8 protein-coding genes are annotated in these 14459 nt (G+C 69.1%); 7 read left to right on the forward strand and 1 reads right to left on the reverse strand.

The genetic code is table 11. From position 1 onward, the window contains the following. Window positions 1-22 precede the first annotated feature (22 nt). From ACSNN7_RS08405 to ACSNN7_RS08415, 3 genes are all read left to right on the forward strand, one after another. Entirely contained in the window at window positions 23-295 is a 273-nt protein-coding gene (locus tag ACSNN7_RS08405) for a helix-turn-helix domain-containing protein (protein ID WP_436680102.1), read from the forward strand. Next, window positions 295-1566 (forward strand): tyrosine-type recombinase/integrase, encoded by a 1272-nt coding sequence (locus tag ACSNN7_RS08410; protein ID WP_436680103.1) that lies wholly within the window; start codon window positions 295-297, stop codon window positions 1564-1566. The genes ACSNN7_RS08405 and ACSNN7_RS08410 overlap by 1 nt, the downstream gene beginning before the upstream one ends. Window positions 1567-1924: 358 nt before the next feature. Further along, complete coding sequence (locus tag ACSNN7_RS08415; protein WP_436680104.1) at window positions 1925-2728, forward strand: HAD family hydrolase; 804 nt, start codon at window positions 1925-1927, stop codon at window positions 2726-2728. A gap of 120 nt (window positions 2729-2848) precedes the next feature. On the opposite strand, the gene ACSNN7_RS08420 is transcribed toward ACSNN7_RS08415, so the two are convergent. Continuing rightward, complete coding sequence (locus tag ACSNN7_RS08420; RefSeq protein WP_436680105.1) at window positions 2849-3595, reverse strand: oxidoreductase; 747 nt, start codon at window positions 3593-3595, stop codon at window positions 2849-2851. A 328-nt stretch (window positions 3596-3923) separates the two neighbouring features. Between ACSNN7_RS08420 and acs the strand changes: the two genes are divergently transcribed. From acs to ACSNN7_RS08440, 4 genes are all read left to right on the forward strand, one after another. Beyond that, complete coding sequence (gene acs, locus ACSNN7_RS08425; protein WP_436680106.1) at window positions 3924-5888, forward strand: acetate--CoA ligase; 1965 nt, start codon at window positions 3924-3926, stop codon at window positions 5886-5888. A 270-nt stretch (window positions 5889-6158) separates the two neighbouring features. Then, complete coding sequence (locus ACSNN7_RS08430) at window positions 6159-8942, forward strand: immune inhibitor A domain-containing protein (RefSeq protein ID WP_436680107.1); 2784 nt, start codon at window positions 6159-6161, stop codon at window positions 8940-8942. A gap of 372 nt (window positions 8943-9314) precedes the next feature. Beyond that, the gene (locus tag ACSNN7_RS08435; RefSeq protein ID WP_436680108.1) at window positions 9315-11621 is read left to right on the forward strand and encodes an immune inhibitor A domain-containing protein; all 2307 of its coding nucleotides are present in this window, start codon (window positions 9315-9317) and stop codon (window positions 11619-11621) included. Between the two features lie 321 nt (window positions 11622-11942). Beyond that, on the forward strand, window positions 11943-14330 hold the full coding sequence (locus ACSNN7_RS08440) for an immune inhibitor A domain-containing protein (RefSeq protein WP_436680109.1): 2388 nt from the start codon (window positions 11943-11945) through the stop codon (window positions 14328-14330). Window positions 14331-14459 lie beyond the last annotated feature (129 nt).

Here is a 14459-nt window from a genome sequence, read left to right on the forward strand (position 1 = left end):
AGACCTGAGGAGGTCACCCATCATGAGCACCACCGCCCGTCCCAGCTCGGTCGTCAGGCTCGTCCCTCGCACCGGGGCGGTCGTCGTCGAGCCCGTCACCTACACCGTCCGGGAGGTCGCCAAGCTGCTCGGCCTCTCGCTGGGCAGCACCTACGCCCTGGTCCGCGACGGCACCATCCCGGCGACCCGCCTGGGTGGTCGCTGGCTGATCCCCCGCAACCGGTTCCACGCATGGCTCGATGGTGTCACCGAGCAACCCGCCGCCACTGGCACCGAGCACGGCCGGGGGCGCTGATGGGCTACGTCGTCAAGACTCCCGCTGGCACCTATCGCGCCAACTGGCGCGACGCGACGGGACGGCAAAAGGCAAAGACCTTCCGCACCAAGAAGGAGGCAAGCACCTTCCTGGCTCAAACGGAAGCCGCGCTCAGTCGAGGCACGTACGTCGACCCCCACGCGGGCCGGACCCGCTTCGGCGACTTCGCCCAGCAGTGGCTCGCCACCAGGACCGTGGAGGCTCGGACCGCCGAGCGGACCGTCTCCATGCTCCGAGCTCATGTGCTGCCCAAGTGGGGTGACTGGCCGCTCGGGCAGGTCGACTTCATGTCGGTGCAGGAGTGGGTGACGAGTCTGAGCCGCGAGCTTGCCCCAACCACGGTCGCCAAGTGCTACCAACTCCTGTCGATGATCCTCCGCACGGCCGTGCAGGCACGGCTGATCGTCACCAACCCCGCCGAGGGGGTGAAGCTCCCGCGCGATCGGTCGCGGGACGTCAAGCCGGTCACGATCAGCCGGGAGATCTTCTTCGGCAAGCTGCTACCAGTCGTCCCCGCCCGTCACCGGGGAATCGTCTGCGCTGCCGCCGGGGCGGGCCTGCGCTGGGGCGAGTGCGCCGGATTGCCCTGGTCGTCGGTAGACCTCGATCGCGCCGTGCTGCGCGTGGTCCAGGTCGCCGAAGAGACCCACGGCGGCATTCTGCTCCGCCCGTACCCGAAGAGCCGCGCTGGCGTGCGGACCGTGCCTCTGCCGGGCTTCCTGGTGTCCGCGCTGCGTCGGCTGCGAACTCACGCCGGTGATCCCGACCCGCGAACGCTGGTGTTCCGTGACCGGGTCGGTCGCCCACTGCGCCGGTCGAACTTCCGCCGCCGGGTCTGGCTGCCCTCGCTGGTCCGCGCCGGACTGCTCGGCCAGGTCGTCAACACCGGCCCGCACCGGTACCGCGCCGTCTGGCCCGACCGGGAGGGCGTCGAGTGGTCGGCGGAGTTCACCACCGAGCGGGAGGCCGTCGCCTGCGTGGCAGCGAAGGCCGCCGGCGGGATGCGGTTCCACGACCTGCGGCACGCCTACGCCACCTGGCTGGTCACGGACGGCGTCCCGATCAACCTGGTGCAGCGGGTCATGGGCCACGAGCAGGCGTCGACGACCCTGGATCGTTATACGCACACCCCGGCCGACTATGCCGCCCGGATCTTGGATGCCTTCACGCTACCTGCTGACGATTTGCTGACTCTGGACCCGGCAACACCTTCTGAGAGCGCGTTGGATGAAGGCGAGGAGGGTCTGTGAGCTGGGCTGGAGCGCTTACCCCGCAAAGGGACGACCCCCGTCGGGGGGAGACGGGGGTCGTCGGGAGGTTCGGCTCCGGGGGGGTTGAGCCGAACCCACTCAGCGGTCACGGGGGGTGCAACCGCCGAGGGCCTGCGAGTTGTGTTGTCCGAGATACGAATACTCGTCGTGAGGACAAGCATGCCCGAGCAGAGTGTTCACGTCGAGTGGTGTCGACCCCACTCACTGCGAAAATGTGACCACGGTGTGTGATAGCCGTCACGTAGAGCAGGGGTTGTAACGGCTTACCCGCAGGTCGGAGGGGCTGGTGACCCCGGGCACCCGCCGACCATAGACCATCGGGCTAGACTTTCGCGCCGTGGGCCGAAGTGCCGCTTTCTTCGATCTGGACAAGACCGTCATCGCCAAGTCGAGCGCCCTGGCGTTCGGTCGGCCGTTCTACCGGGACGGGCTGATCACTCGGCGTGACGTGGTCAAGTCGGCGTACGCGCAGCTGATGTTCCGGCTGGGCGGCACCGACGAGCAGACCATGGCCCGAACCCGGGACTACCTCGCCACGCTCTGCAAGGGCTGGCAGGTGGAACAGGTCCGCCAGATCGTCGCGGAGACACTGCACGAACTGATCAACCCCTACGTGTACGCCGAGGCCGCCGCGCTCATCGAGGAGCACCAGGCCGCCGGCCGGGACGTCGTGCTGGTCTCCGCCTCCGGCGAGGAGATGGTCCGGCCGATCGGGGCACTGCTGGGCGTGACCGACGTGATCGCCACCCGGATGACGGTCGAGGGCGGGCGCTACAGCGGCGAGGTGGAGTTCTACGCCGCCGGCCCGAGCAAGGTCGACGCGGTCGGCGAGCTGGCCACCGCGCGCGGGTACGACCTGAGCGACTGTTACGCCTACTCCGACTCGTACAGCGACCGTCCGCTGCTGGAGTGCGTCGGGCACCCCAGCGTGGTCAACCCGGACCGGGCGCTGCGCAAGCTCGCGGTGGAGAACGGCTGGCCGGTGCTGGAGTTCCGGCACCCGATCCCGTTGGGCCGCCGGCTGCGGGAGCGCCCGGCCGTGCCGGTGGCCGCGGCGGCGCTCGGTGTCGGCGTGGGAGTGGCCATCGGCATCGCCTGGTACGGCCGGCACCGCCGCGCCAAGGTCGCCCCGGTCGCCTGACCACACCCTTTTCGCCGGCGACGAAGCCGACAGGCCCTGAAGCCGCGAGGCTCCGAAGCCGGGCGGCCGAAGCCGCGAGGCCCCGAGGCCGGGAAGCCCCGAAGCCGGCAGGCCCGGAGGTCAGGAGGCGGCGAGGACCTCGTCGCCGATGACGGAAAGCTGCTCGGCGCCCACCTCGACGGCCGACATGTAGTGCCGCAGCCAGGAGCGCAGCCCGTCCGGGGTGCCGGTGGCGAACGCGCCGGCCGAGCCGACGTACTCCGGTTCCCGCTCCCGGTGCCCGACGTCGACGGCGACCAGCCCGCGCGGGTCGAAGCCGCTGGACATCAGCACCAGCCGGGCGGCCGCACGGGCCACCACGCCGGACGGGCCGGCGAACGGGCGCAGGTTCAGCAGTTCGCCGTGTACGACGGCGGCCAGCACCAGCGGCGGGACCTTGGTGCCGCCGGCGATCAGCCCGGCGAGGCCGTCCAGCCGCGCGCCGACCACCGGGTCGGTCACCGGGCGGCCCAGTTCGTCCTCGCTCACCACGTTGCGGGCGGCGAGCACGTGCAGCTTGGCCAGCGCCTGCCGGGGCGCCTTCGGCCACAGGTCGGTCAGCCCGGGCAGCGCCCCGGCCACCCGTAGCGCGCCCTGGAGCACCGGCTCGGTGACGGTGCCGGCACGAACGGTCTCGCGCTCGTGGGCGTACCCCTCCAGGGCCGCGCTGGCCACCGCGGACCGGAGGCTGACCTCGGCCGCGACCTGGCCGCCGTGCCGGCGCAGCGCGCGGTGCCGCAGCGCCTCGTCGACCCGCTCGCGGGCCCGCTCGGCGGCGGGGGCGATGTCGGCGAGCGCGAGCAGCGGGGCGAGCGGATCGGTGGTCACGCTGTCACGCTAGCGACCCGCCCGGCCCGGCCGGCCGCCACCCGCCGGTAGGGCGACCCGGGCCACCCGCGCCAGGTCTCCCGGCCTCGATGATCGACTCCGGTTTGCGGCGTGTCGGGGTGACCAGTCGCCCGGACACCCCGGCACGCCGCAAATTGGGGCGGGCCGGGAGGCGGGACCGGCGGGGCCGGCGGGCGGGGTGGGCCGTCGGGCGCGCGGTGGGGGCCGCTGGGCGCGCGAGCGGCCGCCGGGCTGTCGCGTGCGCCCCGCCCCGCGATTACCCTCAGCCGGGTAGGCGACGCAGGTCACCCGTAGAAGGAGTCACCGCATGAGCGAGGCATTGGCCAACCTGCTGAACGAGACGCGCCAGTTCCCGCCGCCGGCCGCACTCGCTGCGGAGGCCAACGTCACCGCCGACGCGTACGCGGAGGCCGCCGAGGACCGGCTGGCCTTCTGGGAGCGCCAGGCCGGGCGGCTGGCCTGGGAGAAGCCGTGGGACCAGGTGCTCGACTGGTCGAACCCGCCGTTCGCGAAGTGGTTCGTCGGCGGCCGGCTCAACGTGGCGTACAACTGCCTGGACCGGCACGTGGAGGCCGGTCGCGGCGACAAGGTGGCGATCCACTGGGAGGGCGAGCCGGGTGACACCCGCACTCTCACCTACGCGGACCTGCACCGGCTGACCTGCCAGGCGGCGAACGCGCTGACCGAACTGGGCGTGACCGCCGGCGACCGGGTGGCGATCTACATGCCGATGGTGCCGGAGGCCGCGGTGGCGATGCTGGCCTGCGCCCGGATCGGTGCGACGCACAGCGTGGTCTTCGGTGGCTTCTCCGCCGACGCGCTGACCAACCGGATCCAGGACGCCAGCGCCAAGGTGGTGATCACCGCCGACGGCGGCTACCGGCGGGGCAAGCCGTCGGCGCTGAAGCCGACGGTGGACGAGGCGGTGGCGAACTGCCCGTCGATCGAGCACGTGCTGGTGGTCCGCCGCACCGGCGAGGAGGTCGCCTGGTCGGCGAAGGACCACTGGTGGCACGAGACGGTGGAGACCGCCTCGGCCGAGCACACCGCGCAGGCGTTCGACGCCGAGCACCCGCTCTTCATCCTCTACACCAGCGGCACCACGGCCCGGCCGAAGGGCATCCTGCACACCACCGGCGGCTACCTGACCCAGGCGGCCTGGACGGCGCACGCCGTGTTCGACCTGAAGCCGGAGACGGACGTCTACTGGTGCACCGCCGACATCGGCTGGGTCACCGGCCACTCCTACATCGTGTACGGCCCGCTGGCCAACGGCGCCACCCAGGTGATGTACGAGGGCACCCCGGACACCCCGCACAAGGGCCGGTTCTGGGAGATCGTTGACAAGTACCGGGTCACCATCCTCTACACCGCCCCGACGCTGATCCGCACGATGATGAAGTGGGGCGAGGACATCCCGGCCGGCTTCGACCTGTCCTCGCTGCGCCTGCTCGGCAGCGTCGGCGAGCCGATCAACCCCGAGGCCTGGATGTGGTACAGGCAGCACGTCGGCCGGGGTGAGCTGCCCATCGTGGACACCTGGTGGCAGACCGAGACCGGCGCGATCATGATCTCGCCGCTGCCCGGTGTCACCGCGGCCAAGCCGGGCTCCGCGATGACCCCGCTGCCGGGCATCAGCGCCGACGTGGTCGACGACCAGGGCCAGTCGGTGCCGAACGGCGGCGGTGGCTACCTGGTGCTGCGCGAGCCGTGGCCGTCGATGCTGCGCACCATCTGGGGCGACGACGACCGCTTCATCGAGACGTACTGGAGCCGGTTCGAGGGGATGTACTTCGCCGGTGACGGGGCGAAGAAGGACGACGACGGGCACATCTGGCTGCTCGGCCGGGTCGACGACGTGATGCTGGTGTCCGGGCACAACATCTCCACCACGGAGGTGGAGTCGGCACTGGTGTCGCACCCGTCGGTGGCCGAGGCGGCGGTGGTCGGCGCCACCGACCCGACCACCGGCCAGGCGATCGTCGCGTTCGCCATCCCGCGCGGCACCGCGGACACCGCCGGTGAGGCGGGCGAGCAGCTCATCACCGAGCTGCGCAACCACGTGGCCAAGACGCTCGGCCCGATCGCCAAGCCCCGGCAGATCATGCTGGTGCCGGAGCTGCCGAAGACCCGCTCCGGCAAGATCATGCGCCGGCTGCTGCGGGACGTGGCGGAGCACCGCTCGCTGGGCGACGTCACCACGCTCCAGGACTCCTCGGTGATGGAGTTGATCTCCTCCGGGATGGGTGGCGGCAAGTCCGACGAGGACTGACCGAAAACGTACTTCGATCTGTGGGTGACGGTCCGCGCGGACCGTCACCCACCGTCGTTTCTGACGGGTACGCGCCGACGGTGCCGACCGGCGTCACATCGGTCGGTCGGCTGAGGCCGGGAAGCTGAACGGCCACAGCAGACGACTCACCCCTGTCGTTCATTCTCTTTCTCATTTAGTTTCACGCAGGTCAGGTCGGTTCGATGGACATCACATCGATGAAGCACGCCGACCGGCACCTCCCTCCCCATGCCCGAGAAACGGAGCGGCATGAACACATTTCCGCAATCCGGGTCGCGCCGACGCCTACTCGTCGCGCTACCCGCCATCGCCCTCGCTGCCACGTCACTGACCGTGACCGGCAGCGCGGCCGCCCAGACGTCCGGCCCCGCCCGGGCCACGATCGGGGCCGACGAGTTCTACATCAACTACTCCGAGCCGGCCGTCCAGCCGGACAGCGACGGCCGCGAGGTCAAGGGCAAGGGTGGCATCCACGCCCCGGCGGTCGAGCAGGCGCGGACGTACGACCGCAAGTTCGCCCGCGGCAACCCCGTCACGGCGCGGCAGCTGGCGAAGACCGAGGCCGAGGCGATCAAGACGGGTAAGAACCCGCGGCAGATCAAGCAGGCCAAGGGCACCCAGACCGCCAAGCTGCTGACCCTGCTGGTGGAGTTCAACGACCAGGCGAACGACGACTTCACCGACGTCATGGTCCCCAAGACGGTCTTCGAGGACCGGAGCTGTGTCCTCGGCACCGTGCAGAACGGACCGAAGCACAACAACATCCCGGACCCGGGCAGCCTGCCGCACGAGGACAACAACTCGATGTGGGTGCCGGACTTCTCCTCCGAGCACTTCAACAAGATGCTCTACACCAAGGAGGGCATCACCGAGCGGGTCCGCAAGGACCTGACCGGGCCGGACGGCAAGCCGGGCGTCAACCTCGCCGGCCGCACCATGCACAACATGTACCTGGAGATGTCCAAGGGCGCGTACACGGTGGACGGGCAGGCCAGCCCGTGGATCACCGTGCCGCACTCCGAGGGCTGGTACGCGGCCTCGCGCTGCTTCCAGGACGAGAACGGCAACTGGGTCGCCGGGCGTCAGCAGTCGATGAACGGCCACCCGGACAACCCGCAGGGCGCGGGCCGGCTCGCCACCGACGCGGTCGACACGCTCGCGAAGACGGACCCGGACTTCCCGTGGGCCGACTACGACATCGAGGACCAGGGCGACCGCGACGGCGACGGCAACGTCTTCGAGCCGGACGGCGTGATCGACCACCTGGTGCTGGTGCACGCCGGCCAGGGCAAGTCCCGCGGCGGCGGCGCCGAGGGCGTGTATGCGGTGTGGGCGCACTCCTCGTCGGTTCCGGGCGGCTACACCATTCCGGGCACCGACCTGCAGGTCTCGAACTACATCGTGCAGCCCGAGGACGCCGGTGTCGGTGTCTTCGCCCACGAGTTCGGTCACGACCTGGGCCTGCCGGACCTCTACGACACCTCCGGCAACGCCGACTCGGACGTCGACTTCTGGGACCTGATGGCCTCCGGGTCGCACTCGGGTGAGATCTTCCAGGCGCTGCCGACGCACATGGGCCTCTGGGACAAGTGGGTCCTCGGCTGGGCGGACCCGCTGAACGTCAACCCGGGCGCCACCCCGCGTGACGTGCAGCTGGGCCAGACCTCGCGGACCCCGGTCGGCACCAAGGACGGCATCAAGGTCAACCTGCCGAACAAGGTGATCACGCTGGCCACGCCGCACAGCGGCGCGAACATGTGGTACACCGGCGCCGACCAGGACTGGGCCGACATCAAGCTGACCCGCTCGGTGGCGGTGCCGGCGGCGGCCGACGCGAAGTTCTGGATGTGGAACAACTACGTCATCGAGGAGGACTGGGACTACGGCTTCGTCGAGGTCTCGACCGACGGTGGCACGACCTGGGCCGAGCAGAAGGTCTACGACTCGACCGGCAAGCTGGTCAGCACCAACGACGGCTACGCCGACCCGAACGGCCGGATGGTGGACTTCGGCAACAAGAAGTACGGCCTGACCGGTGACTCCCACGGCTGGCGGCACGACTACGTCGACCTGTCGGCGTACGCCGGGCAGACGGTGCAGCTGCGGCTGCGCCAGGCCACCGACGAGGCGTTCGTGGAGCGCGGCTGGTTCGCCGACGACTTCTCGGTCACCGGCGGCGGCGCCACCACCTGGAGCGACAACGTCGAGGGCGGGGCCAACGGCTGGACCCAGACCGGCGGCACCTTCGTCGACACCACCGGCCCGGGCTGGCGGATCGACGGCGGCACCACCAACCAGGCGCACTACTACCTGGCCGAGTGGCGCAACTTCGACGGCTTCGACAACGGCCTGAAGTACGCGTACGACACGGTGTACTCGCGTGACGCCTGGAAGGTCGACAAGCTCTCCTACAACGCGCCGGGCATGCTGGTCTGGTACCGGGACACCGCGCTGGGCGACGTCAACCACGTCACCGCGCAGATGACCGCGCTGCCCAGCTACGGCGCCAAGGGTGGCCTGCTGATCGTCGACTCGCACTTCGACCCGTACCGCCGCCAGGGTGAGGCGGCCGTCAAGGACCCGTCGACGCTGGACAACCTGCCCAGCCGTCCGCAGTCCGCCAACGCGGCCTTCTCCCTCAAGCCCACGTACGGCTTCAAGGAGTGCCTGGAGGCGGCGAACGAGCCGTACAGCGAGTACTGCACCACCTTCGGTGCCCAGCCGGCGGTGCCGGGCTTCACCGACGCCAAGGGCTGGTACCCGGGCATCGAGGTGCGGGGCGGCTCGCTCTTCGCCCGGGACAACGACGCCTCCGTGGTGATCCCGTCGAAGGGCAACGTGCCCTACACGACCCGGGTCACCAACCCGGACGGCAGCCCGGCCACGGCCCTGTACGGCACGAACCTCGGGTTCACCGTGCTGGGCTCGGGCAACCCGGGCGACAAGGGTGCCGCCTACGGCGTCACCATCACCATCAAGCAGACGGCGAAGGACAACTCGTACGCCACGGTCCACGTGACCCCGGCAAACTGATCCGTCCCGATTCGTCTGAGGGGACACCCGGCGGGGCCCGCCCGGAGCACACTGCTCCGGACGGGCCCCGCTCTCTTACGCCCTCCTGCCCGCTTCAGCCACGCGGTGTGACATTTTCGTGAACGCCAGCGCTCCATGTTGGGGACTCCATAATCGCCGTCACTGTAGGTGATCGTGGCCAAACCGTAACGTGAATCTGCGGTTGATCCGTGGGGGTTTTGGGGGCGGTTTGCCCCGTGATGATGGGCAGCCATTACGGTAATTGCCTCGTGACAATCGTGTGAACGCGTGTCAGGGTGAGTGACGCATGACATGACAGAGACGGCCTTGGTTGTCCCCGTCATGTAACAGTTCCACAAAGGAGGAGGACCTTTGAGGAGACGAGTCACAGCCGGTCTGGCTTCGGCCGCGGCCGCGCTGCTGGCGGCCGGTGTGGTCACGGCGCCGGCATCCGCCGCCCCGGCGGCGGAGCCCGCCCCCGGCGCCGACAAGGCGAAGCACGGCAAGGACAGCCTCCCGGATCCGAAGGCGGATCAGCAGCGGGAGGTCCGCAAGCAGGCGATCGCCGACCTGCTCTCCGGCAAGGCCAAGCTTCAGACGCGCAACGGCTCGAAGGTCATCCAGGTCAAGGACGACCTGTTCGTCGAGTACCAGAAGGCGCCGAAGACCGACCCGATCTTCACGATGCTGGTCGAGTTCGGCGACAAGACCGACGCCCGGACCGGTGGAGCTGCCGGCCCGGTCCGTAACCAGATCCCCCAGCCGGACCGCAACTGGGACGGCAGCGCCACCGACGACAACAGCACGCTCTGGCGGTCCGACTTCAGCCGGGCCCACTACCAGGACCTGATGTTCGGTCCTGGCGAGTCGATGCGGGACTTCTACTTCCAGCAGTCCGGCGGGCGCTACACCGTCAACGGTGACGTGAGCGACTGGGTGAAGGTGCCCTACAACGAGGCGCGGTACGGCAGCAACGCCATCTCCGAGGCCGACGGGTACTGGAACTTCGTCAAGGACAGCGCCACCTCCTGGTACGACGCCGAGATCGCGGCGGGGAAGACCCCGGCCCAGATCAAGCAGTACCTGGCCCAGTTCGACATCTGGGACCGGTACGACTTCGACGGCGACGGCAACTTCAACGAGGCCGACGGCTACATCGACCACTTCCAGGCGGTGCACGCCGGTGAGGGCGAGGAGGCCGGCGGCGGCGCCGAGGGCGAGGACGCCATCTGGTCGCACCGGTGGGCCGCCTTCCCGAACCTCGCGGGCTCCGCGGGTCCGGCGGGCAACCTCTCCGGTGGCGTGCAGATCGGTGACACCGGCATGTGGATCCGGGACTACACCACCGAGCCGGAGAACGGCGGTCTGGGCGTCTTCGCCCACGAGTACGGCCACGACCTCGGTCTGCCGGACCTGTACGACACCGCCGGCGGCGACAACGGCGTCGGCTTCTGGAGCCTGATGTCCTCCGGCTCGTGGCTGAGCCGTGGCAAGGACGACATCGGGTCGACCCCGGGCTACATGGACCCGTGGTCGAAGCTGTACCTCGGCTGGCTGAACCACACCACCGTCACGTACGGCAAGGGCAGCACCCAGGTGACGCTCGGGCCGGCCGGCGACAGCGACGGGCCGAAGGCCCAGGCCGTGGTGGTCAACCTGCCGGCGCAGACCCAGACCACCTCGTACAACACCCCGTTCGCGGGTGCCAACGAGTGGTGGGGCGGCAGCGCGGACGACCTGAACACCACGCTGACCCGTCAGCTGGACCTGACCGGTGCGACGTCCGCGTCGATCACCGCCAAGGCCTGGTACGACATCGAAGAGGACTACGACTACCTCTACGCCGAGGTGTCCACCAACGGCGGCGCCACCTGGGCCCCGCTGAGCAACTCGTCGATCGACTCCGGTGAGACCGGCGTCGACGGCTCCACCAGTGGCAACTGGGTCGACCTGGCCTACGACCTGTCCGCGTACGCCGGGCAGACCGTGCAGTTCCGCTACCGCTACCAGACCGACGGCGGCGTGCACCTCGCCGGCGCGTTCCTGGACAACGTGTCGCTGGTCAAGAACGGCTCCGCCGTCTGGACCGACGACGCGGAGACGCTCGACGCGGCGTGGACCGCCAAGGGCTTCACCCGGATGACCGGCTCGGTGACCGCCACCTACCCCCGCTTCTACATCGCGGAGAACCGTACCTACGTCGGGTACGACGACACGCTGCGGACCGGTGGGTACAACTACGGCTTCGCCACCACCCGCCCGAACTGGGTGGAGCGCTTCTCCAACCACCAGGGCATGCTGGTCTGGTACGTGAACTACGCGTACGGCGACAACAACACCTCGGAGCACCCGGGCTACGGCCTGAACCTCCCGGTGGACGTCCGCCCGGGTCAGATCAAGGTCGACGGCGTGGGCACCATCAGCAACCGCCGCAACGGCTACGACGCGACCTTCAGCCGGTACGCCAAGCCGGCCCAGACCTTCCACCGCAACGGTGTCCCGGTCACGGTCCCGGCGCTCGAGGCGAACCCGCTCTTCACCGACAGCGGGCCGAACAAGTACTGGAACGCCAGCAACCCGTGGAACTCGGTGAAGGTGGCCGGCACCGGCACCAAGATCGAGATCCTGAAGCAGGGCACCAACCCCACCGACGACATGGTGGTGAAGGTCAGCAACTGACCAATTTGTTAACAGTGGGGCCGGTGGCGCTGACGCCACCGGCCCCACTGTTTCTGCACCCCCCGCAATCTGATCGAAATCTGTCACTATGGCGTGGCGCTCACGGATCCGCCCTGCTCATCCGCATTGATGAACCGCTCGGGTGTGACGGTGAAAAGCGTTGCCAACAAAATCTTGCAACAAATCGACGCACGCATCTTCACAGCCGTCCCGTGAGTGTCTATCTTCACCTTCAGTCCCACTAGTGGGACGTCTTCACCGGCCCGTACCCCCGTTGGGCCGGTTCCCTCACACCGGAGGTACCACGTGCGCAAAGTCGCAGTGGGTCTGCTCGGGCTTTCGCTGACGGCGACAGGTCTGGTGACGGGCACGTCCGCCAGCGCCGCGCCGACGCCGAAGTTGCCGGCGGCCGCCCCGTCGGTCGCCGAACCTGCCCACAAGGACCACGATCTGCCCAACCCGCTGGAAGACAAGCGGCGGGCGCTGCGCCAGGAGGGCCTGAGCGAGGTCCTCACCGGCAAGACCAAGGCGCAGAAGATCAACGGCAGCACGGTCGTCAAGGTCGGCAAGACCCAGGCCGAGGGGCAGACCGCCCGTACGGCCACGGCTGCCGCCCAGACGCAGGACCAGTACGTCGAGCTCTCCCGCGAGCGGACCGACAAGATCTTCGTGATTCTCGCGGAGTTCGGTAACGATCGGCACCCGAACTACCCGGACCAGGACACCGACCCGGACACCCCGGGCCCGACCCGGTTCGACGGGCCGCTGCACAACGAGATCCCGGCCCCCAACCGGGCGGTGGACAACTCCACCGTCTGGCAGGCCGACTACAGCGCTGACTACTTCCGCAAGCTCTACTTCGGAACGGGTCAGGGCGACGAGTCGCTGAAGCAGTACTACGAGGCCCAGTCCTCGGGTCGCTACAGCGTCGAGGGCGAGGTCACCAACTGGGTCAAGGTGAAGTACAACGAGGCCCGGTACGGCCGCTCCGACGGCTACCCGTGCGCCTCGAACGTCTGCACCAACACCTGGGCCCTGGTCCGGGACGCCGCGAACCAGTGGGTCGCCGACCAGAAGGCGCAGGGGCGCTCCGACGCGGAGATCGCCGCCGACGTCAAGGCGATGGACGAGTGGGACCGCTACGACTTCGACTCGGACGGCAACTTCAACGAGTCGGACGGCTACATCGACCACTTCCAGATCGTCCACTCCGGCGGCGACCAGGCCGACGGTGACCCGTACCAGGGTGAGGACGCCATCTGGAGCCACCGCTGGTACGCCTTCGCCTCCGACCAGGGCAACACCGGCCCGGTCAACTTCCCGGCCGGCGGTACCCAGATCGGCAACACGGGCGTGTGGATCGGTGACTACACCATCCAGCCGGAGAACGGCGGCCGGAGCGTCTTCTACCACGAGTACGGCCATGACCTCGGTCTGCCGGACGACTACAACGTCACCAGTGGTGGGGACAACAACAACGAGCACTGGACCCTGATGGCCCAGAGCCGGCTCGGCGCCAAGAACGACGGTGGCATCGGCGAGCGGGGCGGCGACCTCGGCGCCTGGAACAAGCTCCAGCTCGGCTGGCTCGACTACGAGGTCATCAAGGCCGGCCAGCAGCGCACCCTGGAGCTCGGCCCGCAGGAGTACAACTCGGCCAAGGCCCAGGCCGCCGTCGTGGTGCTGCCGCAGCGGGAGTACACCTTCCAGAACGGCAAGCCGTTCGAGGGCACCAAGCAGTTCTTCTCGGGCAACGACGACGACCTGAACACCACGATGACGCGGACCATCGACCTCACGGGGAAGACCAGCGCCGCGCTGTCGATGAAGGGTCGCTACAACATCGAAGAGGACTACGACTACCTCTTCTTCGAGGCCTCCACCGACAACGGCCAGACCTGGGCGACGCTGCCGGGTACGGCCAACGGCAAGGCCCTCAAGGAGATCTCGCCCGGGCGCTTCGCCCTGGACGGCTCCAGCGGCGACAACTGGGTCGACGTCAACATCCCGATGGACGCCGCGGCGGGCAAGGTCGTGCAGTTCCGGCTGCGCTACCAGACCGACGGTGGTGTCTCCTCGGGTGGCTTCTACGGTGACGCGATCACCGTCACCGCCGACGGGCAGACCGTCCTCAGCGACGGTGCCGAGGCCGGCGCCACCGGCTGGACCCTGAACGGGTTCACCGTGGTGGAGGAGACCTACAAGCGCAAGTTCGACAACTACTACATCGCCGGCAACCGGTCGTACGTCTCGTACGACCAGTACCTGAAGACCGGCCCGTACTTCTTCGGCTACGCGAACACCCGGCCGGACTACGTGGACCACTACGCGTACCAGACGGGTCTGCTGATCTCCTACTGGAACCTCCGGTGGGCCGACAACGACACGTTCGTCCACCCGGGCGAGGGTCGGAACATGATCATCGACGCGCACCCGCGGCCGATCTACAACCTGACCGGTAACCCCTGGCGGGCCCGCGTCCAGGTCTACGACGCGCCGTTCAGCCTGAAGAAGGCCGACTCGTTCACGCTGCACATCAACAGCCAGCCCTCGTACATCCGGGGCCAGGCCGCGCAGCCGCTGTTCGACGACACCCAGAAGTACTGGTACGAGGAGCTGCCGAACCACGGCGTCAAGCTTCCGGCCACCGGCACCAAGATCCGTGTCCTGGAGCAGGACGGCACCTCGCTGAAGGTCCGCTTCTCCTGAGCCACTGATCAGCGCTCCACCGATGCCCGGGCAGGTCACCTGCCCGGGCATCGCCCTTTTTCCGGGGTTTGACGGCGCCGGGGGTCGGACGCGTTTGTGCGCGTGTCGGGGCTTCCGCGGCCGGCGAGG

The organism is Micromonospora sp. URMC 105, from assembly GCF_051386295.1.
GTDB lineage: Bacteria > Actinomycetota > Actinomycetes > Mycobacteriales > Micromonosporaceae > Micromonospora.